This is a genomic window from Micromonospora sp. H61 (genome assembly GCF_018070325.1).
In the GTDB taxonomy this organism is placed as follows: domain Bacteria; phylum Actinomycetota; class Actinomycetes; order Mycobacteriales; family Micromonosporaceae; genus Micromonospora; species Micromonospora salmantinae.
On sequence record NZ_JAGPXY010000019.1, the window covers coordinates 74,236 to 97,221 of the forward strand.

Consider the following 22,986-nt stretch of genomic DNA (forward strand, 5'->3'; position numbering starts at 1 on the left):
GAGCAGCGCGATCTTGCCCGGGCGGGGCGGCAATACCCGCAGCACGCTCGTCGTTAGGATGAGAGCGCGACGGACGAGTCGACCGGGCGGCCGCGTCGGCGGGCTTAGGCCCGCCGCCGAGGAACGTCCGGACTCCACAGGGCAGGGTGGTTGTTAACGGCAACCCGGGGCGACCCGCGGGAAAGTGCCACAGAAAACAGACCGCCGACCCCAACGGGGACGGTAAGGGTGAAACGGTGGGGTAAGAGCCCACCAGCACCCCGGGTGACCGGGGTGGCTCGGTAAACCCCACCCGGAGCAAGGCCAAGCAAGGGCCGTCACCGCAAGATGACGACCCGGCGCAGACGCTTGAGGGCTGCCCGCCCGATGTCTGCGGGTAGGCCGCTGGAGCCTGCCGGCAACGGCAGGCCGAGATGGATGGCCGCCGCCGGCGCAAACCCCTCGGGGTACGCGTCGCGCACAGAATCCGGCGTACAGGTCGACTCGTCCGTCGCCCACCAGCTCAGAGCCGTGATCAAGGCTCTGAGCACGGCTGGACGGCGCTCCCTGCCTCCGACGACGCCAGCCTCCATCTGGCCGCGAGCGCGATCAGCGACGGCTGCTTCACCCGTCAACACGGCCTGGCCTACCGCAAGTGGCCCGCTCAGGTCACCGGCGAAGCCGCCCACCGCGAACCCGTCGAGTACGAAGGCCGGATGAAGATTATCGAGGCCAGAGCTGAAGCCCTGGCCTCGATGCTCCCGAACAGACTGCCAATTACTCCTATGGCGTAGCTTCATGCCCCGGCATCCCATGGGTGCGCCGACGCTCTTTCATCTCCGCCTCGTAGATGTGTCGTCGACCGTCGACCAGCTTCTCCCGCGCGTCCCGCTCGATCTCCAGGAACCCGGTGTAGTAGCCATCGTGGAACTCCTCCACGATCCGAAACGTCCACCGGCCAGGTAGCACGTTGCGCCCCAACAGTTCGCGCTCGACTCGGTCCGCCATCTCACCGCGTCCAGCTTCGCGAAGCAGCTTCACCACTCGATAAGGCTGGATCCGCGCCGCCGACGAGCTGGGTGAGCCGAATACAGGCGCCGCGTGCCTGGTGAATCGTCTCTGGAGCTTTGCTGAGCTTGCCTAATGCTTCCACCGTCGTGTCGTCCATGACGGCAGAACATGAATGATCATCCACATTTCCGTTACCGTGCGTCCGCGTCCATGACGCATTTTTACCAACCTCAAAGGTCTCGATCAGGTGCTCTGGCGGCTCACTGCACTGCCGGCACCAAGCTGATGAACAGCAGCAGGATGCAGACTACGACGACGATGGGGACTTTGAGCGAAACATTAACCGAAAGCATGGAACTCTCCATTCTTGGGACTCGCCGCCACTCGCGACCACTAGAAGGTAAAGCCGCGGGCGGTTCGAGCGCAAGTGTCAATTTCTGCGCCACTAGGCGATAAATGTCCGTCACCGCGTCGTTCACTAAATCTAGCCAATCCCCTTTCCTTGGTGTCGGTCGACATAAATGCACTACGCGCTGACGTGCATTTAGTGGGGAGCATCAGGGTCGCCTAGTGCCAGCGGTGGAGTTTCAATCGCGGTGGCCTCGCCCAGCCGGTACCGCGCGATGGTCGACCTGGTGCCGGCTGCGGGCTGCGCCAGGGCGAGAGCCTGGGGCGCAGTGTCAACGACGTCGACCTTGACGTGGGATGGGTGCACGTCTCACGTCAGGTCAAGCTTGTCCGCTAGCGGCTCGTCTTCGGGCTACCCAAGAACGACCGGGACCGCCGGGTGTCGCTGCCGGACTCTGTCGTCGCCGGAGAACGCGCCGCGTGCGGTAACACCGTCGCCACCATGATGTGCGCCATTAACACCTGATCCGTCGTTGCGGCCGGGACGATGCGGTCCCGGTCGCAACCCGGACCTCCGCAGTGAGAGCCACTCGGGTCTCGGTCGACAGCCAAGCCGCTACGCGCCCACTCGTGATCAACGAGCCGAAGCGACCGATGCCACGGCGAATACTAATAGTGCTGCGGCGCAGGGATCACTAATTGTCATCAGTGTGTGACACGGTCGGGATCGCAAGTTGACGCGGCGCTGCGACCGTCGGGGCATGGCCGTTCAAATGCTGCTGAGGGCACGGCGGATCGGTCCCTTGCTGGTTGCTGGCGTTCTCGCGTTGACCGGGTTGAGCGCTTGCACGCCTACGATCAAGGGCATCACCGGCGTGGGCGTGGACGCCGATAGGCAGCCCGTTGCGGTCTTGTCCTGGTGTGCGGACCGGCCGCCAGACGTTGTTACGTTCTTTACCCAACGGGCTTCGATCTCGCCATCCCCGTCCACGGTGGCGACTTCGACGGGCTGGCCCTACTGGCCGGGACGAAGGTACGCCGTACCGCGTGCGGCGACCTCGCCGACAACGGTGCGTCTGGAGGGCTTCCCACCTGACCCGACCCCTGGTCGGCACGTGGCCTTCCGGCTGTTCGGGGTCGCCAGCGACAACAGCTTTACCTCGCATTCGGTGACCTTCCGACTTGCTGAACTGGAAGACATGCAGCCCGGATCGGTCCTGATCACCGACATCGTGGACAACGGTGAGGTGCAGAGAAGCGTATCTGTCGATGAGTTCGCGAGTCTCGGACAGAACGCATGCTGATCAGCAGTAGTGGGCCCCAGTCGCATGTTGGGAACCCGCCCGGTTTGTGAAGTCCCCGAAGCGCCGGGTGAGGCGAAGCGCGTCGAGGCGGTTAGGGCCGCCCGGCGACCTGGGCGACGAATGCGGTCCAGGCTGCCGGGCCGAAGATTAACGCTGGCCCGGTGACGTCCTTGGAATCTCGCACGGCCACAACACCGGGCAGGTCGCTTGCCACCTCGACGCAGTTCCCGCCGCTCGCGCCGCTGCGGGTGGACGTGCGCCACAGGGCGTTCCTGAGGTCCATGATGGCTCTCAACTTCCTTCAGCAGGTCGATGGATTGCCGGCGCGGTAGCGCGGTGATCTGGGACGTGGTCGGTTGCTTTGGTCCAGCGCAAAGCCCTTCGCGCGACTGGCCGTTGGTTAGGGCCGCCCGATGACCTGAGTGACGAACGCTTGCCACGCAGCCGGACCGAAGGTCAGGGCCGGGCCGGCGGGGTCCTTGCTGTCCCGGACGCCGACGATGCCCGGAAGGTTGTCAGCGACCTCGACGCAGTTGCCCCCGGACGATCCGCTGCGTCGGGACGTGCGCCAGATGGCGTTAGTGAGGTCCATGATGGCTGTGCACTTCCTTCATCAGCTCGTTGGACTGTCGGCGCGGGAGTGCTTCGTTCCTCACGTTCTCCCACCTCGTCTGAAGAGTATGGAGCCCATCTTCGTTGTCGACCACGATCCCGCCCAGCTGATTTTCGAGGTGCCCGACCCAGGTCCCGTCACCAGCCCGCGCCAGCGCGAACGGCCCGGACAACCCGATGTGGAGGCCGGCGCCCGCCGGGATCACGTGGACGTGCACGTGGGGCAGTTCGGCGACGGTGATGAGGTGGGCGACCTGCTCCGCCATGATGCCGGCGTGTTCGTCGCCCGCGCGGCGGAGCGTGGACTCATCCAGCACGGCCACCACCTGCGGCGGGCTGTCACCGGTGAGGATCTTGTGTCGGCTCATGCGAGCGCTTACCTGTTGGTCGACCTCCGTGGCGGACATGAGGTCGTTCAGGCGCATCACGACGCGGGCGTAGTTCTCGGTCTGGAGCAGGCCCGGGATCAGTAGTGGCTCGAAGAGTCGAAGCTGTCGTGCGCCACGCTCGGCGTCCAGCCACGGCAGGAACCACGACGGTGCGCCGAGTTTCACCACCAGACGTCCGAACAACCCGTCGTTGTTGAAGGCGCGGTCTGCTCCCCGGATGAAGTCCATCGTCAGCGCCCGGGTGCCGCTCTCGACGGCGCTGACGTGCGAAGCGCTGAAGCCCGCTGCCCGGCCGAGCGACTCTTGCGTCATCCCGGACGCTCCACGAGCGCGGCGTATCTCGCTCACGATGAAGTCCGCGAGGGGACTTGGCACGTCAGCCATACAACTCTCCTCAAATCGGAGATCGACTACCCGAGGTGCCACACGTCTAGAGCCTGTCTGCCAGCTCCGGCCCGGACACCTGGAACGCCTTCCGAGCGTAGTGGTCTCCACAGCAGAGTGTCACCAGGCGGCGCGGCTGGCAGGCCCACGAGATCCGGCGGTCGCGTTCGTAGCGGGGCCGCTCCCGACGGGCGAGCACTCACGGGAGCGGCCCCTTCCCAACAGCACCAAGGGGGAGACCGTGCCCGACGACAAACCCGAGAAGATGGAGGCCGGTGACGTGATCCTCCTGACCACCGCGGCGAGCGTGCAGTTCCTGCGCCCGATCTTCGTACGCGTCATTCGCGAGCTGCCCGAGCGGCACACGTACGCCGGGTGGGTCTGGATTGAGGGCTACCAGCTGAACGCGGCCGACGACGCTGTGGCGCGGCGCGAGTTGTTCGTGATGCGCGCGGGCGTGCGGCTGCAAGCCCTGCCTGCCAAACCGGCCAGGCCAACCAAGCGTCCGCGACGTCCGGTGCGGGTCAGATGACTCCGCACCTGCCGATGCGTCCAGCCTGGCTGTGCCGCAACTGCGCCGCGCCCTGGCCGTGCAGCCCGGCGCAGCTCGCCCTCGTGACCGAGTTCTACGGTCATTCGATCGCGCTGGCGTTCTACCTGGCCGCGTCGATGCAGGAGGCGATCGACGACGTGTATGGCCTGGGGCTGCGCGCGGACCTGCCCGCGATGCACGCCAGATTCCTCGGGTGGTTGTCCCTGGCCCGCCGGCCCCACCGACGCTGAGCCCAGCCAGCGAGCCAGCCAAGCAACGAACCGGCCGGCTGGGTTGCCCCACCCGGCCGATGTCCGGACCCCATGCAAATAGGACCTAGTGCTTCTTGAACACCGGCATGGTGTCCAGCGTGGTGGTGATGTTCTGCGTGGTGCCGCCCCGGTACGTCTTCCCGGTGAAGATGTCGGTCCAGCTGTTGCCCGGCGGGAACCACACCGACGTGGTGGCGGTGGTGCCGGGCGTCGTCACTGGTGCGACAAGGTAGTCCGGGCCGTAGAGGTACTGCGAACCGGCGGTGGCATAGGCGGCCTGCTCATTCGGGTAGGCCAGGTACATCGAGCGGACGATGGGCGTACCCGTGCGGGTGGCCTCCTTGGCGGCGGCGTAGGTGTACGGAAGCAGCTTTTCCCGCAGGTTCAGGAACTTCTTGGCCGACGCGTTCGCCTCCGGGCCGTACTGCCAGGGCAGCCGGTCGCTGTGGTTGGAGTGCAGCCGGTCGATCGGCTGGAACGTGCCGAACTGCACCCACCGGGCGTAGAGGTCGTCGGGCAGCTTGGTGCTGCCCGGTTCGCTGCCCGGCTCCTGGAGGCGCAATCGAGCACACGGCACCGTATGGCTGACTGCGGTGGCTGGTCTCGATCTGTCCTGCTGGCTCGCGGTCGACAGGGTTGGCCTCGGCCCTCAGTGCGGGCGGCCCGGCCTGGCCATTCGGCGGACAACCCTGAGCGTGTCGCCTGGGGTGACGTCGAGGCGGTCAACATAGGTGAGCCCGCCGCGCGCATCGACGGTCTTCGAGATCATCGTCGGATGGTACGGCGGGTCCCGAAGGCCGAGACGCGGCTGTGGCAGCTACCAGAGAAGCGCGCGCTCGTCGATGGATCGAGGCGGTTCGCCGAGGAAGGTGTCGGCCGGAACGTCGCCGTGTGCCAGGTTGAGCGTGTCCAAGCGGTACAGCCAGTCGCCATCAGTCGTCCTGATGAAGCGGTAGTTGATCTGCCAGCGCAGCCATTCGCCGTGGGCGAGTCGCACCGCGGGCGGCCGGCGGTGACGGCGCGGCCTACCCCAGGCCGACGCGAGCAGTTCAACCCGGAGTTGGCCGTCCAGCAACCGGAGACGCACCTCGCTCCGGTACGGCGGGTGTATCAGGCGCTCGCGTGGCTCGAACCCGTCGGCCTCCGCCATGTCTATCTCGTGGGTGAGCGGCGCCGCCCGTGCCGGCAGGGCGAACGACACCGGTACGGCGTTACGCCGGGCCGCCTCGGCTCCGCCGCGCGAACGCTTGGTCCACGACGTGCGAACCCACTGCACCACAGCATCCATTCGGCGATGCTCGGGCGCTACGGGTCCTGACGCAACCCAGATTCGCCCTCCCAGCGTTTCCACACGGCGGGCTGCCCAGGCGCTGCGGCCACATCTGCACCCGCAACCGCTCCATCGTCTGCGGGCCTCGTCGGAGTCGAGCCCCAAGCGCTCCGCCTGCGATGAAATGGGGATTCATGAGGCGTGTCACCGAATGCTGTCAAGGGGTGGGTCGAAGCCGCCCATGCTCGACCTACTACGCGCGGTTACCGCACCCGGTGCCGCCGCCCGACCGCAGCCGGGCGCTACCGGCAGACGCCGTCATCCGGCTGCTCAACGACGACGACAGCGGCGTACGTACGACCATGGCCACACACGCCCCACACCTTGTCGATCTGACCACAGCCGAACGCATCGACCGTGAGTTCCGTCCGGACAAGATGACGAACTGGCGGCCGGCCGACGAGTTCACCTTTCCGCCATCAACTCTGCGCCGGCTGGCCATCGACCCGGATCCACGGATGCGATGCCTGGCACCCCGAGATCTGGGCCTGCCCGTCGAGCTGACCGAACGTCTGGCCACCGACCCCGAGAGCGAGGTTCGCCACGCAGTCGCCGGGCATCCAAACCTACCGGCCCACGCGCGTCGCGCCCTGCTCGCCGATCCGGACGAGTCGGTAGCGCGTGCAACCGCCGCCGCACCGACGCTACCGGTGGCCGAGATGGATCGGCTCCTCACCCTCGTAGGGGTCTGACCTTCACCGTCGTTGACACCTACCCGGAAACAGGTTCGGCTGGTTGTCGGATCGGGAGCCTCGCTGGTCGTCTGGTTGGTGGAGGCGCATCACCCGCCTCGTCCCGTAGACCGCCCTTGGAGGAACGATGAAGTACGTGTTGATGTTCGTCGACACGCCACAGTTCGCCGCCGACCTGGCCGCCATGGATGAGCCCGAGCGGAACCGGGCCTACGCCCGGGTGCAGCAGTGGTTCGCCGACCACCAAGACAAGATCACTCATCATGCCCACCTGATGCCGCCGGACACCGCCACCACTCTGCGGCTGGACCGGGGCGAGCCGCTGGTTTCCGACGGCCCGTTCGTGGAGGGTAAGGAGATCGTCAGCGGCTACGCCGAGATCGAGGTGGCCGACCTTGACGAGGCACTGCGGATCGCCAGGTCCTGGCCAGCCTGCCCGGTGGTGGAGATTCGCCCCATCGCCGGATGAGCCGACCGACGTACGCCGAGCTGGCCCGGGTGGTCCGCGATCACGCGGGCCAGCTCGCCGCGGCCCTGGTGCATCTGGTCGGTGATTTCAGCGCCGCCGAGGACCTCGTCCAGGACGCCGTCGAGGCCGCACTGACTCATTGGCCGGTGGAAGGGATTCCTGACCGGCCGGCTGCCTGGATGTATACGGTTGCCCGTCGCCGCGGTCTGGATCAGATTCGCCGCGAGCAGCGCCACCGCCGGAAGCTGGCGTCGGTGGCGTGGCCGGTCGAGCCGCCAGCAGACGACCGGCTTCGGCTGATCTTCACCTGTTGCCATCCGGCTCTGCCCCGGGCCGCCCAGGTCGCCCTCACCTTGCGGGTGGTGTGCGGTCTGACCACCGCGCAGATCGCCCGAGCGTTCCTCGTCCCGGAGAGCACCGTCGGGCAGCGCATCACCCGCGCCAAACGGAAGATCAGCGACGCGGCCATCCCGTACCGGATCCCGTCGGCGGACGATCTCGGCTCCCGGCTCACCGAGGTCCTTGCGGTGATCTACCTGCTCTTCAACGAGGGGTACCTGTCCACGGGCGGCGGCCAGGCCCAATCCCGCGACCTGGCCGACGACGCCGAGTTCCTCGCCGCTCTGCTGCATCAGCTCATGCCCACCGAACCGGAGGTCGCCGGCCTGCTGGCGCTCATCCGGCTGCACCGAGCCCGAGCCAGCGCCCGCTTCGACCGGGACGATGGGATCGTCCAGCTCCAGCACCAGGACCGATCTCTGTGGAACCGCCGCGCCATTGCCGCCGCCGGCCGGCTGATCGCCCAGGCGGCAGCGCAGGGAAGGCCAGGCCCGTACCAGCTGCAAGCCGCCATCGTCGCCTGCCATGCCGAGGCCACCCGGTGGGAGGAGACCGACTGGACTCAGATCACCGTGCTCTACGACCTGCTGCTGCGCCTGGCACCGTCACCGGTTACCCGGCTGCACCGGGCAGTCGCGCTGCGCTACGTCAGCGGACCGTCAGTCGCGCTCGCCGAGGTCGACGCCCTGGCCGGTGAACTGAACGGCTACCACCTGTTCCACGCCACCCGAGCCGAGTTGCTCCGCGACCTCGGCGACGCCATCCAGGCCCGGATCGCCGACGAACGCGCCCTCGCCCTCGCCACCAACCCGGCCGAACGGTCCCTCCTGCGCCACCGCCTCGACTGGGCCTGACAGCGCGGACTTGACCGACCGCAGCTCATTGCGATGCCGTGACCGGGCCAGCCAAGGGCGAGCGGTCAGCAGCGGGGGCGGTCGAGTGGAGCGGCGGCGCCCGCGAGCGCTTCGACTGTCGCCGTCGGCGCGACAGACTCCGTCGGCGTCGGTGCGGGCGCGATGGTGGGGCTCGGCGGGGCCGAGGGCGAGCTGCTGGGCGTGGGGGAGGCGCTGGCGAGGGCGGCCGTGCTGCGTTGCACCTGCTTGGTGACCATGCGGATGCCGGTGGCGGTCGCCTGGCGTCCGTACACGTCGGTGACCCTGATGCTGTACGGCCCGGGGCCGATCCCGCCCTCGATGGTCCAGTGGTTGTCGCTCTGCCGGGCGGCCTTGCGGAAGCCACCACCCGGCCCCTTCGCCTCGACCGAGCGGAGCGGGTTGCCGTGGTTGCCGACCTGCACCGCGAACCAGTACTTCGACGCGCCACCCTTCATCCGGAAGGTGAGCCCTCCATCGAGTGGCGGGTTCACCACCGCCCGGTACGTCACACGTGCGATGCCCTGCGACCGGTCCGCGATCCTGGTGAACGCCTCGGTGGACAGGTCAATCTTGCTGGGTCCGCAGCCGCCGCACTGGTCCATCACCATGACCCGGACCTTGCCCTTCGGACCGGTCACCTCCAGGTAACTGCCGCAGGCCGCCGATCCGGAGTACTGGGACGCGCCGAGGGCCACGTAGAGCCGGTCCGCCGGCGGGCCCGGGAAGGAGCAGTTGCCGCCCGAGCGGCCCGCGTCGTAGAAGCTGGCAGTTCCCTTGTGGACGGCGTTGCCCGTCGGCGGCGCGGCGCAGGCCGGGGTGGCGCCGCCGCGGACGGCGAGGGTGATGCCCAGCACGGCGGCCAGGGCGGTGACGCCGGCGCCGGCCAACCAGTGTCTGACCCGCCGACTCGACCGGGGCGTGCCGTCGTCGCCGGCCGGGATGTCGTTGTCGGGGGCCGTGCCTGGTGCCGTCACGGCACCTGATGTTGCCGCACCGCGCTGGGGCAGCGCAAAGCCGTCCCACCGATCGTCACTCGCCGGATCGGCGGGGGCGCAGTCCGTTGAGGGCGGTGGCGACGACGAGGTCGGCGTACTCGGCGGTGAGCGGCCCGCTGCGGTGCAGCCAGCGGTTGAGCACCGGCCCCCAGATCATGTCCACCGCCACGCCGAGGTCGACGTCGTCGGCGATCTGCCCGGCCTGCTGGGCGCTGCGCAGGCGCTGCCGTTTGGCCTCCTTCAACGGCCCGTCCAACCGTTCGGCGTACGCCGCGGCCAGCTCGGGGTCGAGCGCGATCTCGGTGGCCAGCGCTCGCATCGGTTGCTCGTACCGGGGGTCGTTCATCTCCTCGACCGTGGCGCGCAGCACCACTGTCAGGTCCGCCGCCAGGTCGCCGGTGTCCGGCAGCGTCGGCGGCCCACCCTCGGTGGCCTCGCTGAGCATGAGGAAAGCGTCGAAGATGACAGCGCCCTTCGACGGCCACCAGCGGTAGATGGTCTGTTTGCCGACGCCGGCCCGCGCGGCGATGCCCTCGATGCTGAGCTTCGCGTACCCCGTCTCCTGGAGCAGGTCGAAGGCCGCGGTGAGGATGGCGCGTCGGGAGGTCTCTCTCCGCCGGGCCGTGTTGGGCGTCATGAGCAGAACGATACCAGCATACGAGACGAACCGTCTCGTCTTGACGTAGGCAACGTCGCGGTTCTAGTCTCGGCACATCACGAGACGGACCGTCTCGTCTTGAAGTGCTGGGAGAAACACATGCGTACCTGGTTCATCACCGGTGCCAGCCGCGGCCTGGGCCGCGCGTTCGCCGATGCCGCGCTTGACCGGGGTGACCGGGTGGTCGCCGCCGCCCGGACCATCGCCCAGGGCGACTTCGACGAGAAGTACGCCGACCGGCTGCTGACCCTGCCCCTCGACGTGACCGACCGCGCGGCGGTCATCGCCGCCGTGAACACCGCCGTCGAGCACTTCGGCCGGCTCGACATCGTGGTCAACAACGCCGGAACCCTGTCCATGGGCATGATCGAAGAGTTCACCGAGGCCGAGGCACGCGCCCAGTTCGAGGTCAACCTCTTCGGCGCGCTCTGGGTCAGTCAGGCAGTGCTGCCGCACCTGCGCGCCCAACGGTCCGGCCACATCGTGCAGGTCTCCAGCATCGCCGCGCTCGGCGGCTTCCCGAGCACCGGCCTCTACAGCGCGAGCAAGTTCGCCCTGGAGGGCATGAGCGAGGCGTTGGCGATGGAGGCGGCGGCCTTCGACATCAAGCTCAGCATCGTGCAGCCGGGCGGATACTGGACCGACCTCTACACCAGCGTGCGCGCCACCACCCCGATGGACGCCTACGCGCCACTGCGCGCCGAGTTGGAGCGCCAGTGGGCGGAAGGGTCGATCGACAGCGAACCGCGGCTGGCCGCCGACGCGCTGCTGCAACTGGTCGACAGCGACGAGCCGCCGCTGCGGCTCCTGCTCGGCAGCATGGTGTACGACCTGGCGTTCGACATCGCCCGCCGACGGATGGACACCTGGGCGGGCTGGGAGCAGGTCAGCCGCGCCGCCGAACACGCCGTCGCGGCCCCCGGAGCTGACGGATGAGAGTGCTGCTCGTATCGCCACGAGCAACCGGTGCGGCGTTCTAGGCTCCGAGATATGGCGGCGGCGTGCCCATCGTTGGCACATAAGTCCGGGCAGAGCCTTTCACCCATGATTTCTCCTCGCGAGGCGCAAACCTAGACGGAGAGGAAACACGCATGGCTGTCAAAACCAAGACTCGTCCGGGCACCACGGAGATTCGGCCGTTCTCGATCGACATTCCCCAGGCCGACCTTGACGACCTGAAGAGGCGCATCAAGGCCACCCGTTGGCCGGACAAGGAAACGGTGAACGACCAGTCGCAGGGCGTGCCACTCGCCACCATTCAGGCCGTCGCCCGCTATTGGGAGAAAGAGTACGACTGGCGCAAGGTCGAGGCGCGGCTGAACGCCGTACCGCAGTTCATGACCGCCATCGACGGGGTGGACATCCACTTCATCCACGTGCGTTCGAAGCACGAGGACGCGCTGCCGCTCATCGTCACCCACGGGTGGCCGGGCTCGGTGATCGAGCAGATGAAGATCATCGAGCCGCTCACCGACCCGACGGCGCACGGCGGCAGCGAGTCGGACGCCTTCCACCTGGTCATCCCGTCGCTGCCCGGCCACGGCTTCTCCGGCAAGCCGACCGAGTCGGGGTGGAACCCGCAGAAGATCGCGACCGCCTGGACGGAGCTGATGAAACGGCTCGGCTACAACCGGTTCGTCGCGCAGGGCGGCGACTGGGGTGCGGTGATCGTCGACCAGATGGGCCTCCAGGCACCTCCGGAACTGCTCGGCATCCACACCAACATGCCCGGTGCGATCCCACCGGAGATCGACCTGCTTTTTCAGGGCGACATCACCGGCGCGAACAACGCCATGGGCTCGCTGCCATCCGGGCTCTCCGACGACGAAATGCGTGCCGCCGAGGAAGCCAACTACGTCTGGAAACACGTCGCCTACGCCCTCATGATGGCGACACGTCCGCAGACGCTGACCGGGCTGGCGGATTCTCCGGTCGGTCTGGCGTCCTTCCTGCTCGACCACGACGCGAAGAGTCTGGCCCTGATCGCGCAGGTGTTCGACGGAGCCCAAGCGGGCCTCACCCGCGACGACATCCTGGACAACATCTCGCTCTACTGGTTGACGAACACCGCGATCTCAGCGGCCCGTCTGTACGCGGAGAACAAGCTGTCGTTCTTCGCCGCCAAGGGCGTGAACGTCCCGGTCGCCGTGAGCGTCTTCCCCGACGAGCTGTACGAGGCGCCGCAGAGCTGGGCCGAGCAGGCGTACTCCAACCTCATCTACTACAACAAGCTCGACGTGGGCGGGCACTTCGCGGCCTGGGAACAGCCGAAGATCTTCTCCGAAGAGCTTCGCACCGCCTTCCGGTCACTGCGCTAGATGGCCGTGCACCTGCCCCCGCTGAACGGGGCGGCCGAGTGGCTCAACTCCGAGCCACTCGGCCTCGCCGACCTGGGCGGGCGCGTCGTCCTGGTCAACTTCTGGACGCTGACCTGCATCAACTGGCTGCGCCAGGAGCCGTACGTACGTGCCTGGTCGCAGGCCTACCGCGATGACGGGCTGGTCGTCGTCGGTGTGCACACCCCGGAGTTCGGATTCGAGCACGACGTCGACCGGGTGCGGCGGGCGGTGGCGGCCCGTTCGATCGACTACCCGGTGGCGGTCGACAACGACTACGCGATCTGGAGTGCGTTCGACAACCACTACTGGCCGGCGCTCTACTTCGTCGACAGAAACGGTGTCATCCGCGACGAGCACTTCGGCGAGGGACGCTACGAGCAGTCCGAGCGGGTGCTCCAGCAACTGCTCGGCATCGAGCGGGAACCCGTACCCGTCAAGGGGCTCGGCCCGGAGGCGGAGGCCGACTGGGACAACCTGCGCACACCCGAGACGTACCTCGGTTTCAGTCGCGGCGAACACTTCGCGTCGCCGAACGGTCCGGCGCTCGACGAACGCCGCGCCTACCAGGTGCCGGAGAGCCTCGACCTCAACCAGTGGGCGTTGGCGGGGGAGTGGACGATCGGGTCGGAGAACGTCGTGCTGGACCGGGCCGGCGGTGGCATCGCCTTCCGGTTCCACGCGCGCGACGCGCATCTCGTGCTGGCCCCCGGGGCGGGAGCGTCGATCCCGTTCCGCGTGCTGCTCGACGGCGCGGCCCCCGGCCCGGCACACGGCGTTGACGTCGACGAGGACGGCAACGGCGTACTCCAGGACGGCCGGCTCTACCAGCTCGTCCGCCAGGGCGGCGCGGTCCGGGAGCGGGCCCTGGAGATCACGTTCGGCGAGCCCGGCGCCGAGGCGTACGCCTTCACCTTCGGCTGACGCGCAGATCGACAGTGTTCACCGTGCCGGAGACCGGGGAGAAGCTGCGTACCTGAGCACCGGGACGCAGACGGCTGTCGGTCGCGTACCGGTCGGCGAGCGCATTCTCCGCGGCCTCGTCGCCGTCGTCGGCTTCGAGCAGCAGGGCGGCGATCTCGTCGGCGAGCGTGAGGTCGGCGTTGGCGAGGTCGTCGGTCATCGCGCCGAAGCTGTCCCACAGCAGCAACTCGTCCTTCTGCCGATGGGCCAGTTCGTGCAGGACGTAGTCGTAGATGAACCAGGCGCCGTGGACCGGCACGTCGGGGGCCACGCCGTAGACGTTCGGATCAATCGTCCCGGCCCGGTACGCCGACCACACCCGCGCTGCCGAGTCGAACAGCCCTGCCGTCGGGTCGATGTCGTAGCCGTCGAACCGCCAGTCGCCGGCCGGGTCGAGCTCCGGGTCGGCCCAGACCCAGCGTTCGCCGTCCCAGTACTCCAGCAGCACGTGATCGTGGTGCCAGCCCTGGGTGAAGTACGAGGCGAAGCCGACCCGGCTACGGCTGGGAATGCCGTGCTGACGGAGGATCGCGATCGATAGCAGTGTGTGGTCCCGGCAGCAGCCGGCCACCCGGTCCACGGCCGGGCGCTCAGCGCTCAGTGGCAGGGGAAAGCGGGACTGGTCGGTGTCGAGGATGCGGTCCATCCAGCGGCGGTTCACCTCGTCCAGCCGGTCGTCGGGCAGCTCGACGCCGCCGGCCCGGTAGTGAACGATCACGTTGCGGGCGGTCGCCGCCGCGGTGGGGATGTCGGTCGCCACGGCGTCGAGGAGCCCGCCGTGTCGACCGGGGTCACTGTAGGGGGAGTGGCTCCGGTAGTCATCGAGGTCCATGGGGCAAGTCTCCGGTCCGCCACCGTGTCAGGGTCAAGGCGCTTTTCCGGATAGTGTCGACTGCTGTGACAGCGCCCGAGATCACCATCGCCACCCCGGCGGACCGCGATGCGGTGGTTCAAACGCTGGTCGCCGCGTTCGTCAAGGATCCGATCCTGCGGTGCCTCTTTCCCGACGAGGAAACCTATCCGCGGTACGCCGCAGCCTACTTCGGGCACCTTTTCGACAACCGGGTGCACCAGTCGTCGATCTGGACGCTCGGTGGGGGTGCGTCGGTCGCCATCTGGGAGCCACCGGCCGGGTCGTCGACCGGGTCACCGAAGGGTGGGCTCGCCGCCCACTACCCCGCCGACGTGATGGCCCGCGTCCAGGGCTACGACGACGCCGTGCACGCCGCACTGCCGACGTTCCCGTTCTGGTACCTCGGCGTCCTGGGCACCCACCCCGACAACGCCGGACGCGGTTGGGGACGTGCCGTCATGCGGGCCGGCCTGGCCCGTGCCGCCGCCGAGGGCCTGCCGGCGATCCTGGAGACCAGCAACCCGGGCAACGTCGAGCTGTACCGCAGGGCCGGCTGGGAGGTGGCGGGCTTCCTGCCGGAGCCCTTGCCCACCTGGATCATGCAGCAGCCGCCGCGCTGAACACGCTGATTGCGCGCCTCCTACGATCGGCGGCGTGCTGCTGTGGCCGGCAGACGAAGCCTGGCCGATGTGCGACGGGCCGGAGCCCGGCGACCACTACCTCGATTCTCCGGGTGAACCGGCGGCGCCGCTGGTGCCGGTGATGCAGTTGCTGGCCGAGGACGTGCCCGAGGTGCCGTTCCCGGCCGGCGCGGACGTCCTACAGGTGTTGTGGTGCCCATTCGAGCATGAACCGTGGACGTCACCTCGCCCCGAACTGCGGTGGCGTCGCCGCGCCGACATCGGCGCCCGGCTTCAAGAAATGCCCGTACCGGATGTGGAGTCAGATCCATCGCACGTCCCCCGCCGCTGTGTGCTCGACCCGGAGCGGGTTACCGAGTACCCATCCTGGGACCTCCCGCGTGCCGTCTGGCCGCAGATCGAGGACACGATGAAGCGGGTGGCGCAGGAGACCGGTTGGAAGTACGAAGCCGATCTGGCGGTCGCCTCGGGGATCAAGGTCGGCGGTTACCCCGGCTGGACCCAGTCTCCGGACTGGCCGGTCTGCGGGTGCGGCTCGCTGATGGACCATCTGCTGACGGTCGCCAGCTGGGAGTTCAGCCGCGGTGACGAAAAGCGGTGGATTCCGGTAGAGGATCGTCCGGCGATGTCCGGTTGGGAGACGGCCACCACCGACGATCATCCGTGGTCGACGATCCAGAACCCCACCGGGCTCATGCTGGGCGACGTCGGCGGGATCTACCTGTTCGTCTGCACCGCGTGCCCCACCAGGCCGTTCGACTACCGCTTTGACTGTTCCTGACGGATTCGGATGGTCACCGGCGGGCTCACATCCTCGGCCTACGGCCCAATCTTGGACAGTTTCCGTTAACTGATAACGGAAACTGTCCAAGATCTGCGCGTGACTGCCGCGCTGAACACGCTGATCGCGCTCACCTGAGGGTGAGCGGGACCGGTTGCCCTTGGCGTACGTCGAGGACCGGCCGCCTGCCCAGCGGTTGGGCCAGATTGAGGGTTGCGGTACGCGAGTAGCCCGCGAGGGTGCACGCCTCGCCGCTGTTGTGGTGCTGCGCGATGACGATGACCACGACGGCGTTGGCCGACTCGACCGACTCCGCGTGGTAGTCGGCACCACAGCGTCCGGTCGCCGGCCCGAAGGCGCCGGTGAAGTCGACGGTCAGATGCGTACCGGCCCCGGTTGTGGTCGCCGACTCGATGGCGATGCCCGGCGGGGAGTTCCACGGTGGGGGTGTCGGGGTGACGGCGCCAGCGCCGCCTGCGTCGATGACGGCCTGGTCGTACCGGGCCAATGCCTCCCGTGCCTGCTGACGCAGCTCGCCGAGGCTCTCCCCGCGGGGTAGCGCGGCGTCGACAGGGTCGGTCGTGTCGGTGCCACAACCAGCGAGCATCGCCGCCGCCACCACCGGAACGACCCAGTGCCATCGCACCATCGAAGACCCCTTTCCGGCAGAGCGACCGTCAGGATTATCAACCGTCGGCCCGGGTGGTTCCGCCCGGCTGCTCGACCTCGGCTGCTGCCGCCGAGGCGGCGTCGACCTGTTCGGGGGTGCCGTGGAAGCGCTGCACGACGTCCTGCGGATACTCGGCCACGTCGACCTCCTCGGTAAGCAAAGTCCGCCAGGCTAGACATGGCGGTTCGTGCGGTCGCACCCGACCGATGCGGGCATCGGATGTCGGGTGGGCGACCCACCCCGCGACCTAGCGTCAGTGCTCGAAAGGGAAGGAGGCCCGGGTGCTGGATCGGCTCAACGAGGCCATGGCGTACATCGAGCGCCACCTCGACCAGAAGATTGAGGTGGCCGAGCTGGCGCGGATCGCGCTGACGTCGGAGTACCACTTCCGGCGGCTGTTCTCCGCGCTGGCCGGGATGCCGCTGTCGGAGTACATCCGGCGGCGTCGGCTCACCGTCGCGGGTGCGGACGTGCTGGCGGGGGAGCGGACGTTGCTCGACGTGGCCGTGCACTACGGCTACGGCTCGGCGGAGGCGTTCGCCCGGGCGTTCCACGCCGTGCACGGCGTGGGCCCCGGAGAAGCTCGGCGTACGGGCGCAGCGCTGCGCGCCCAGCCCCGGATGTCCTTCCGACTCACGGTCGAAGGGAGCGGCAGCATGGAGTACCGAATCGTCGACAAGGACGCGTTCGCGCTGGTGGGGCGCAAGGCCCGGGTCCCGCTGGTGCACGAGGGGATGAACCCGGCGATCGTCGCGTTCATCAGGAGCATCGACAAGGAGACGACCGAGCGGATCGAGGCGCTCTCCGATCAGGAGCCGAAGGGAATCGTCAACGTCAGCGACAACCTCGCCGACAGCCGGCAGGAGGGCACCGAGCTGGACTACTGGCACGGGGTGGTGACCGGCGCCGTGCCGCCGGAGGACCTGGACGCGCTGCCGGTGCAGGCCGGCTCGTGGGCGGTGTTCACCATCTCCGGTGCGTTTCCGCAGGCGGTGCAGTTCCTGTGGCGTGACGTGTTCACCCAGTGGTTTCCGTCCAACCCGTACCGCAGCCGACCTGGACCGGAGATCTCCCGGGTCCGGGTGTCGGCGGACGGCACCCAGGCGGACGCCGAGCTGTGGATTCCGGTGGAGCGGGTTCCGTCCTGAGCTGCGGCGCCGGGTCGACGTGCGCAACGTCGGCCCGGCGCCTGCCAGGTCTGCCGTTCACCGCCACCGGCCCGGCGGGTGGTCGGGCAGCCGCAGGTCCGCGAGTACGCCGAAGTGGTCGCTGGCCCAGACCCCGTCGACCGGTTCGTCGAAGACCCGCTGGCAGTACGCCACGGCCAGGTTCGGCCCGTGGGGGCCGCAGCGGACCATGACGTAGTCGATCCGACGTCCCGTCTCCAGTGGCATCGTGCCCGCTCGTACCAGCGGGTTGTGTGGGGTGAAGGTGTGCCCGGGGTCGTCCGGGTGCACCGTCGGCCAGGCATCCTGGTAGGCGACGCTGCACCCGTGCAGCGACTGTTTGCCGCGCCAGAAGCGCACGCTGGCGGAGTCGACGTCGTCGTCGAAGTCGCCGACGAGGACGACGGGCAGGTCCCGTCCGGCCAGCAGTGTCTCGACGAAGGTCGCGGACCGGGCGGCCTGCAACTCCCGCTCGTGGGCGTACCCGAACTGGTAGGTGGGTTTGTGGTGGGCGACCAGCACGGTGCCGACGGGCGGTGGCACCTCGATCTCCGCCACGACCACCGCGGACCAGGGAATGTCGACCCGTTCAGTGACGTGTAGGTCGAGTTCGCGGACGGTCCCGACCGGCCAGCGGCTGACCAGCGCGGCGCCGACCCCGTCGGCGGAGCGCCCGCTGTGGCGTATCACGTGGTGGTTCGGGCCGAGCAGGTCGGTCGCCTGGTCGTAGCCGTTGCCCCAGACGGTTTCCTGAAGGGCGACCACGTCCGGTCGCAGGCGGGCCAGGCCCGGCTTGAGGACGGCTCGGCGGCGTTCCCAGTCGGCGAATTCGGGGGCGAGCAGGTTGAGGGTCAGCACCCGCAGCCCGGCGGGCTCGTCGTCCGTCGTCATGCCCGCTGTGCTTACCCGCGCCGGCCACGGCGGAATCCTGACGTCCCCCACCCCTATGTAGAGTTCCGATACAGTGGTCGGATGCGGATGACGATTCCGGTCGCGAAGGTGCTCGCGGCGCTGCTCGTTGAGCCCGACGAGCAGCGCTACGGGCTCGACCTGATGCGATTGACCGGCCTGCCCAGCGGCACCCTCTACCCGGTGCTGCACCGGTTGCAGGGGGCCGGCTGGCTGGCCGCCGACTGGGAGGCGATCGATCCCGTCGCGGCCGGGCGGCCGGCCCGCCGCTACTACCGACTGACCGCCGTCGGGGTGACGCAGGCCCGCCAGGCGCTCGCCGACCTGCGGGCCGCGATCCCCGACGGCCGTCGCTCGTGGGGCGGCACCGAGCCCACCGGAGCACCGGCGTGATGACCCGCCGGGCCGCCGAGCTGCTGTTGGAGTTGGCCGCACGTCGCTGGCCGGCCGACGTTCGCGACGACCTGCGCCGCGAGTGGGCCACCGAGCTGCACGTGCTCGCCGAGAGCCGCCGCCGGACGAAGATGGTCGGCTTCGCGGTGAGCCTGGCCGTCAGCCGCGCCGGTGCCCCGATCGTCGATCGCACAGTGATGCGTGCTCGGGCCGGCCGCACCGTCGCCGCACTACTGCTCTCCCCGATCGCCTGCGTCGGGATCGTGCTCGCCAGCGCGTTCGCCCTCATGCCGATCGAGCGCATGGTGACCCAGGGCTGGTCCGAGCGGATGCAGAGGCCGATCTGGACGGCGCTCACCGTCGGGCTGGCCGTCCTGCTGGCGGTGTTCGCCGCACGCTGGGCCCGGCACACCGCACTCGACGGCCCGCTGCGCATCGCGCTCGGCGTGGTGCTTCCCATCGGCGTGACCGCTGTCGTGTTCCTGTCAGCCATCTCCCCGGACGACCTGGCCACGTTCGTGCCCGGGGTGCTGCTCTGGTTGGCCGGCCTGACGCTGGCCCTCTGGGCCGCGGCGAGCCTCGCGGGCCGGAATCGACTCCGTGCGGCCTGGTGGGTGGGCGCCCTCGGCGCGCTCGCCGCCGCCGACCTCGCGGTGATTCTCGCTGTCGTCGACGTCGTCGCGGCGGGCGGTCGCGCCGGCCCGGTCAGCAGTCCGACGCCATTGGGCGGCGTCGACTGGCTCTCCTCGCCGCTGTGGCTCCTCGCCACGTGGACCGAATGGAACATCAGCCTGCCCCGGCCCACCATCTCATGGGAGATCTTCCACATCGTCACCAACGAGGTGCGGGCGGAACCCATGCTCTACCTGGCCTGCACGCCGTACGCGCTCGCGTACACCATCCGGGCGGCCCGGTCGGCGCCCGCCGCGCCCGTCGCCCTCGCGCCGACCCCGGTGTGAACCTCAGTCGGGTACGTCGTCCCACGTCGTACCCGGCTCCAGGTAGCCGGCCAGCTGGTTCTCGCGCAACGCGTACGCGATGACCAGCAGGGCGTGCTTGTCCAGCTCGGGCAGCCGGTCCAGTGGGAACCACCGCACGGCCAGCGACTCGTCGTCGTTGACCCGGGCGGTGCCGGCCACCAACCGGCACAGGAACCCCAGGTTGAGGTAGTCGCAGCGGTCCCCGTTCGGGTACGTGTGCGGGTGCGACACGGCGCTGGACATCCGCACCGGCACCACCTCCAGGCCGGTCTCCTCGCGCACCTCGCGGACCAGCGCGGTGGCCGGCTGCTCGCCCGGCTCGACGAAACCGCTGATCACCGACCAGCGCCCGTCGTCGGCACGCTGGCCGAGCAGCAGCTCACCGGCGTCGTTGCGGACCACCGCGCTGACGCTCGGCAGCCAGAGCAGGTCGTGACCGACGTGCTTGCGCAGCCCCACGATGTAGTCCGGTGTCGCCATCCGGCGATCATAGATGTGCCCTATAGCGAGGCTCACCTGCGCATCTTCTGGAGTTCCAGTCCCACGCGTTTCGCCATTTCGGCCCGACGAACGCGATGCATATCTACTGTGGAGATCGTCGGCGACTTGTGCGATCCGGTGGCGGCCGGCCGGTTCGCGGTGCACAGTGATTCCCATGAGCGACAGCGGACGTGGTGGGCAGTTCTACTGGTGCACCCGGCATCACCGGGTCGAGACGGACGCCAACGTGTGTCCGGCGAAGCACGTTCTCGGCCCGTACGACTCGGCGGCCGACGCGGAGAACGCCCTGCAACGAGTGCAGGAGCGGAACGAGGCGTGGGATGCCGAGGACGCTCGTTGGGCCGGGGACGACAGATAGGCGGCGCGGGACGGCTCGCGCCGAGGTATTTCGTGCTCCGCGAGGACGCACGCGAGAGCACGTCCCCCGAGGAGGGAACCACGATGGCCGAAGCACAGCAGGCCACCAAGCGCCCGGCCGCCCGACGCACCACCGCGAAGAAGACCGCCGCGGCGGAGCGGAACACGGCGGCGAGCCGGACCACCCCCGTGCGCAAGTCCACCGCGGCTGCCGCGAAGGCACCGGCCCGCAAGGCCGCCGGCGGGGCGGGTCGCGCCCCGGCGAGGAAGACCACCACGGCGGCCACGAAGGCCCCCGCGAAGAAGGCCACGACCAAGACCACCGCAGCGGCCAAGAAGGCCCCAGCGAAGGCCGTGACCACCACCCGTAAGACGACCACCGCCGCCAAGGGGGCCCCGGCGTCCACCGCGCGCAAGACCACCACCGCCGCGAAGAAGACCACGGGTACGGCGAAGAAGACGGTGAGCGCGGCGAAGAAGACCACCGCCTCGGCGGCGAAGAAGACCACCACCGCGGCGAGGAAGACCACCACCGCGGCGAAGGCGCCGGCGCGCAAGACCACCAGCGCGGCGAAGGCGCCGGCGCGGAAGGTGGCGACCAAGGCGTCCGCCGCCAAGAAGACAGCGACGAAGAAGACGGCCGCGGCGAAGAAGACCGCGTCGACCCGCCCCAGCGGCGGCGCGCGCAAGGCTCCGGCCAAGAAGGCCCCGGCCGCGAAGGCGACGGGTACCTCGTCGACCACCGCCCGCAAGGCGGCGGCGAAGAAGGCCCCCGCGAAGAAGACCGTCGCGGCCAAGGCACCGGCCCGCAAGGTGACCGCCCGCAAGTCTCCGGCCCGCCCGGTCGCCGCCCGAGCCACCGCCCCCAAGGGGGCCCGCAGCGCCGCCCGCAAGGCGACCGGCTGAGCACGGAGCATCCCCTCACCGGTCGGATTTCCGGCCGGTCACCGGAAGCGGATCACCCATGGCGCTGTCAGGATTGACCCGTGGTCATCCGACGCGTACTCGCGCCCCGCATCGACTTCGGCGCGTTGCGCCGCGAACTCGGCCTGCCCGAGGAGTTTCCGGCCGACGCCCAGCGTGAAGCCGACGAGGCGGCTGCGGCACCGCTGCAGCCGCCCGTCGACCGCACCGACATACCGTTCGTCACCGTCGACCCCGCCACCTCGCGGGACCTGGACCAGGCGATGCACCTCAGCCGCCGCCCCGGTGGGGGCTATCGGGTGCGGTACGCGATCGCCGACGTCGCCGCGCACGTCACCCCGGGTGGGGCGTTGGAGGCGGAGACCTGGCGGCGGGGGCAGACCATCTACCTGCCCGACGGCAACGTACCGATGCACCCGCACACCCTCAGCGAGGGTGCTGCCAGCCTGCTGCCCGACGACGACCGGGCCGCGGTGGTCTGGACCATCGACCTGGACGCCGACGGCGGCACCGTTGCCGTCGAGCTGGAACGCGCCCTGGTCCGCAGCCGCGCCAAACTCGACTACGCCGGGGTGCAGGCGGCAGCCGAGGCCGGGCGGCTACCCGACCCGATCGCGCTGCTGCCGGAGATCGGCGACCGGCTGACCGCCCGTGGGCTGAGCCGAGGCGCCATCAACCTGCCACTGCCCGAGCAGGATCTGGAGCCCGACGGTGAGGGCTGGCGGCTGGTGCTGCGCGCGCCGGTGCCGATGGAGGAGCACAACGCGCAGATCTCCCTGCTGACCGGGATGGCCGCCGCCGACATCATGCTGGCCGGCCGGGTGGGTCTGCTGCGTACGATGCCGGCGCCCAAGCCGGAGGCGGTGCAGCGGCTGCGGGCCGCCGCCGCGCCGCTGGGTGTGCACTGGCCGGACGACGTGGGCCCGGGGCAGGTCATCGCCGGTCTGGACGCCGCCCAGCCGCGCGCCGCAGCGTTCATCGACCAGGCTGCCGAGCTGATGCGCGGTGCCGCGTACACCGCCTTCGACGGGGAGCTGCCGGAGCAGCCGGAACATGGTGGCGTGGCAGCCGCGTACGCCCATGTGACGGCGCCGTTGCGGCGACTGGCCGACCGGTACGCCACCGAGGTCTGCCTGGCCCTGCACGCGGGCCAGGCGGTGCCCGACTGGGCTCGCGCCGCGTTGCCCCGGCTGCCCGAGGTGATGGCGAGCACCGACCGGGTCTCCTCGGCGGCGGCGCGTGGCGCCGTCGAGTTGGCCGAGGCGGCGGTGCTGGAGCAGCGGGTGGGCGAGACCTTCGAAGCGGCCGTCCTCGACGTCGACG

General features: G+C 69.3%; 29 protein-coding genes, 1 other RNA gene and 2 pseudogenes. 18 read left to right on the forward strand and 14 right to left on the reverse strand.

What is annotated here, in order from left to right:
• The first annotated feature begins 74 nt into the window (after positions 1 to 74).
• Positions 75 to 490, forward strand: an RNA gene (gene rnpB / locus KBX08_RS12610) — RNase P RNA component class A.
• Between the two features lie 272 nt (positions 491 to 762).
• Here the strand turns inward: rnpB and KBX08_RS12615 are convergent.
• Positions 763 to 1,147, reverse strand: a pseudogene (locus KBX08_RS12615) (hypothetical protein).
• A gap of 103 nt (positions 1,148 to 1,250) precedes the next feature.
• Positions 1,251 to 1,469: a hypothetical protein gene (locus KBX08_RS12620; RefSeq protein WP_210783506.1), complete on the reverse strand. Its 219-nt coding sequence runs from the start codon at positions 1,467 to 1,469 to the stop codon at positions 1,251 to 1,253.
• A gap of 630 nt (positions 1,470 to 2,099) precedes the next feature.
• Between KBX08_RS12620 and KBX08_RS12625 the strand changes: the two genes are divergently transcribed.
• Positions 2,100 to 2,642: a hypothetical protein gene (locus KBX08_RS12625; RefSeq protein ID WP_210783508.1), complete on the forward strand. Its 543-nt coding sequence runs from the start codon at positions 2,100 to 2,102 to the stop codon at positions 2,640 to 2,642.
• A 91-nt stretch (positions 2,643 to 2,733) separates the two neighbouring features.
• Here KBX08_RS12625 and KBX08_RS12630 read toward each other — a convergent pair whose 3' ends face one another.
• The 3 genes from KBX08_RS12630 to KBX08_RS12640 form a co-directional block, all read right to left on the reverse strand.
• Complete coding sequence (locus KBX08_RS12630; RefSeq protein WP_210783510.1) at positions 2,734 to 2,925, reverse strand: DUF397 domain-containing protein; 192 nt, start codon at positions 2,923 to 2,925, stop codon at positions 2,734 to 2,736.
• A gap of 117 nt (positions 2,926 to 3,042) precedes the next feature.
• Positions 3,043 to 3,234 (reverse strand): DUF397 domain-containing protein, encoded by a 192-nt coding sequence (locus tag KBX08_RS12635; RefSeq protein ID WP_210783512.1) that lies wholly within the window; start codon positions 3,232 to 3,234, stop codon positions 3,043 to 3,045.
• Complete coding sequence (locus tag KBX08_RS12640) at positions 3,221 to 4,027, reverse strand: helix-turn-helix transcriptional regulator (protein WP_210783514.1); 807 nt, start codon at positions 4,025 to 4,027, stop codon at positions 3,221 to 3,223. The genes KBX08_RS12635 and KBX08_RS12640 overlap by 14 nt, the downstream gene beginning before the upstream one ends.
• Before the next feature lie 241 nt (positions 4,028 to 4,268).
• Between KBX08_RS12640 and KBX08_RS12645 the strand changes: the two genes are divergently transcribed.
• Both KBX08_RS12645 and KBX08_RS12650 read left to right on the forward strand, forming a co-directional pair.
• Entirely contained in the window at positions 4,269 to 4,559 is a 291-nt protein-coding gene (locus KBX08_RS12645; RefSeq protein ID WP_374101937.1) for a hypothetical protein, read from the forward strand.
• Positions 4,556 to 4,810 carry a hypothetical protein gene (locus tag KBX08_RS12650; RefSeq protein WP_210783516.1) on the forward strand — a complete coding sequence of 85 codons (255 nt, stop codon included), beginning with the start codon at positions 4,556 to 4,558 and terminating at the stop codon, positions 4,808 to 4,810. The genes KBX08_RS12645 and KBX08_RS12650 overlap by 4 nt, the downstream gene beginning before the upstream one ends.
• A gap of 85 nt (positions 4,811 to 4,895) precedes the next feature.
• Here KBX08_RS12650 and KBX08_RS12655 read toward each other — a convergent pair.
• Positions 4,896 to 5,390: pseudogene (locus KBX08_RS12655) on the reverse strand (TIM-barrel domain-containing protein); the annotation flags it as partial.
• Positions 5,391 to 5,648: 258 nt separating this feature from the next.
• Positions 5,649 to 6,032, reverse strand: a complete 384-nt coding sequence (locus KBX08_RS12660; RefSeq protein ID WP_307850525.1) for a hypothetical protein — start codon at positions 6,030 to 6,032, stop codon at positions 5,649 to 5,651.
• 293 nt (positions 6,033 to 6,325) lie between these two features.
• On the opposite strand from KBX08_RS12660, the gene KBX08_RS34695 reads away from it, so the two are divergent.
• The 3 genes from KBX08_RS34695 to KBX08_RS12675 all read left to right on the forward strand — a co-directional run bounded on the left by KBX08_RS34695 (position 6,326) and on the right by KBX08_RS12675 (position 8,515).
• Complete coding sequence (locus tag KBX08_RS34695) at positions 6,326 to 6,853, forward strand: hypothetical protein (RefSeq protein ID WP_307850526.1); 528 nt, start codon at positions 6,326 to 6,328, stop codon at positions 6,851 to 6,853.
• A 127-nt stretch (positions 6,854 to 6,980) separates the two neighbouring features.
• Positions 6,981 to 7,322 carry a YciI family protein gene (locus tag KBX08_RS12670; RefSeq protein ID WP_210783520.1) on the forward strand — a complete coding sequence of 114 codons (342 nt, stop codon included), beginning with the start codon at positions 6,981 to 6,983 and terminating at the stop codon, positions 7,320 to 7,322.
• Positions 7,319 to 8,515: an RNA polymerase sigma factor gene (locus KBX08_RS12675; RefSeq protein WP_210783522.1), complete on the forward strand. Its 1,197-nt coding sequence runs from the start codon at positions 7,319 to 7,321 to the stop codon at positions 8,513 to 8,515. The genes KBX08_RS12670 and KBX08_RS12675 overlap by 4 nt, the downstream gene beginning before the upstream one ends.
• 65 nt (positions 8,516 to 8,580) lie before the next feature.
• On the opposite strand, the gene KBX08_RS12680 is transcribed toward KBX08_RS12675, so the two are convergent.
• Together KBX08_RS12680 and KBX08_RS12685 are read right to left on the reverse strand one after the other, a co-directional pair.
• The gene (locus KBX08_RS12680; RefSeq protein ID WP_210783524.1) at positions 8,581 to 9,510 is read right to left on the reverse strand and encodes an expansin EXLX1 family cellulose-binding protein; all 930 of its coding nucleotides are present in this window, start codon (positions 9,508 to 9,510) and stop codon (positions 8,581 to 8,583) included.
• Positions 9,511 to 9,565: 55 nt separating this feature from the next.
• A complete protein-coding gene (locus KBX08_RS12685; protein ID WP_145792213.1) occupies positions 9,566 to 10,168 on the reverse strand; it encodes a TetR/AcrR family transcriptional regulator in 603 nt (200 codons plus the stop codon).
• Between the two features lie 120 nt (positions 10,169 to 10,288).
• Here KBX08_RS12685 and KBX08_RS12690 point away from each other — a divergent pair, with 120 nt between their 5' ends.
• The 3 genes from KBX08_RS12690 to KBX08_RS12700 all read left to right on the forward strand — a co-directional run bounded on the left by KBX08_RS12690 (position 10,289) and on the right by KBX08_RS12700 (position 13,449).
• Positions 10,289 to 11,125 (forward strand): SDR family oxidoreductase, encoded by an 837-nt coding sequence (locus tag KBX08_RS12690; RefSeq protein ID WP_210783526.1) that lies wholly within the window; start codon positions 10,289 to 10,291, stop codon positions 11,123 to 11,125.
• A 155-nt stretch (positions 11,126 to 11,280) separates the two neighbouring features.
• Complete coding sequence (locus KBX08_RS12695) at positions 11,281 to 12,507, forward strand: epoxide hydrolase family protein (RefSeq protein ID WP_210783529.1); 1,227 nt, start codon at positions 11,281 to 11,283, stop codon at positions 12,505 to 12,507.
• Positions 12,508 to 13,449, forward strand: coding sequence for a redoxin family protein (locus tag KBX08_RS12700; protein ID WP_210783531.1), 942 nt, complete (start codon positions 12,508 to 12,510; stop codon positions 13,447 to 13,449). It abuts the gene before it with no gap.
• On the opposite strand, the gene KBX08_RS12705 is transcribed toward KBX08_RS12700, so the two are convergent.
• Positions 13,436 to 14,320, reverse strand: a complete 885-nt coding sequence (locus KBX08_RS12705; protein WP_210783533.1) for a transglutaminase domain-containing protein — start codon at positions 14,318 to 14,320, stop codon at positions 13,436 to 13,438. The two genes, KBX08_RS12700 and KBX08_RS12705, sit on opposite strands and share 14 nt — an antisense overlap.
• A 65-nt stretch (positions 14,321 to 14,385) precedes the next feature.
• On the opposite strand from KBX08_RS12705, the gene KBX08_RS12710 reads away from it, so the two are divergent.
• Both KBX08_RS12710 and KBX08_RS12715 read left to right on the forward strand, forming a co-directional pair.
• Positions 14,386 to 14,961 carry an N-acetyltransferase gene (locus KBX08_RS12710; RefSeq protein ID WP_210783535.1) on the forward strand — a complete coding sequence of 192 codons (576 nt, stop codon included), beginning with the start codon at positions 14,386 to 14,388 and terminating at the stop codon, positions 14,959 to 14,961.
• A 34-nt stretch (positions 14,962 to 14,995) separates the two neighbouring features.
• Complete coding sequence (locus KBX08_RS12715) at positions 14,996 to 15,763, forward strand: hypothetical protein (RefSeq protein WP_210783537.1); 768 nt, start codon at positions 14,996 to 14,998, stop codon at positions 15,761 to 15,763.
• Between the two features lie 130 nt (positions 15,764 to 15,893).
• Here the strand turns inward: KBX08_RS12715 and KBX08_RS12720 are convergent, their stop codons facing one another.
• Positions 15,894 to 16,412, reverse strand: coding sequence for a hypothetical protein (locus KBX08_RS12720; RefSeq protein WP_210783539.1), 519 nt, complete (start codon positions 16,410 to 16,412; stop codon positions 15,894 to 15,896).
• A 37-nt stretch (positions 16,413 to 16,449) separates the two neighbouring features.
• Positions 16,450 to 16,593 (reverse strand): hypothetical protein, encoded by a 144-nt coding sequence (locus KBX08_RS12725; RefSeq protein WP_210783541.1) that lies wholly within the window; start codon positions 16,591 to 16,593, stop codon positions 16,450 to 16,452.
• A gap of 121 nt (positions 16,594 to 16,714) precedes the next feature.
• Between KBX08_RS12725 and KBX08_RS12730 the strand changes: the two genes are divergently transcribed.
• Positions 16,715 to 17,581: a GyrI-like domain-containing protein gene (locus KBX08_RS12730; RefSeq protein ID WP_210783543.1), complete on the forward strand. Its 867-nt coding sequence runs from the start codon at positions 16,715 to 16,717 to the stop codon at positions 17,579 to 17,581.
• Positions 17,582 to 17,638: 57 nt separating this feature from the next.
• Here KBX08_RS12730 and KBX08_RS12735 read toward each other — a convergent pair whose 3' ends face one another.
• Positions 17,639 to 18,490 (reverse strand): endonuclease/exonuclease/phosphatase family protein, encoded by an 852-nt coding sequence (locus tag KBX08_RS12735; RefSeq protein WP_210783545.1) that lies wholly within the window; start codon positions 18,488 to 18,490, stop codon positions 17,639 to 17,641.
• An 81-nt stretch (positions 18,491 to 18,571) separates the two neighbouring features.
• Here KBX08_RS12735 and KBX08_RS12740 point away from each other — a divergent pair, with 81 nt between their 5' ends.
• Together KBX08_RS12740 and KBX08_RS12745 are read left to right on the forward strand one after the other, a co-directional pair.
• Complete coding sequence (locus KBX08_RS12740) at positions 18,572 to 18,901, forward strand: PadR family transcriptional regulator (RefSeq protein ID WP_210783547.1); 330 nt, start codon at positions 18,572 to 18,574, stop codon at positions 18,899 to 18,901.
• Complete coding sequence (locus KBX08_RS12745; protein WP_210783548.1) at positions 18,901 to 19,860, forward strand: hypothetical protein; 960 nt, start codon at positions 18,901 to 18,903, stop codon at positions 19,858 to 19,860. The genes KBX08_RS12740 and KBX08_RS12745 overlap by 1 nt, the downstream gene beginning before the upstream one ends.
• Positions 19,861 to 19,863: 3 nt before the next feature.
• Here the strand turns inward: KBX08_RS12745 and KBX08_RS12750 are convergent, their stop codons facing one another.
• Positions 19,864 to 20,361, reverse strand: a complete 498-nt coding sequence (locus KBX08_RS12750; RefSeq protein ID WP_210783550.1) for an NUDIX domain-containing protein — start codon at positions 20,359 to 20,361, stop codon at positions 19,864 to 19,866.
• Between the two features lie 175 nt (positions 20,362 to 20,536).
• Between KBX08_RS12750 and KBX08_RS12755 the strand changes: the two genes are divergently transcribed.
• The 3 genes from KBX08_RS12755 to KBX08_RS12765 all read left to right on the forward strand — a co-directional run.
• The gene (locus tag KBX08_RS12755; protein WP_124855794.1) at positions 20,537 to 20,740 is read left to right on the forward strand and encodes a hypothetical protein; all 204 of its coding nucleotides are present in this window, start codon (positions 20,537 to 20,539) and stop codon (positions 20,738 to 20,740) included.
• Between the two features lie 83 nt (positions 20,741 to 20,823).
• The gene (locus tag KBX08_RS12760) at positions 20,824 to 21,645 is read left to right on the forward strand and encodes a histone (RefSeq protein WP_210783551.1); all 822 of its coding nucleotides are present in this window, start codon (positions 20,824 to 20,826) and stop codon (positions 21,643 to 21,645) included.
• 80 nt (positions 21,646 to 21,725) lie between these two features.
• Positions 21,726 to 22,986: ribonuclease catalytic domain-containing protein (locus KBX08_RS12765; RefSeq protein ID WP_210783553.1), on the forward strand; the 1,261-nt coding region annotated here is incomplete at its 3' end.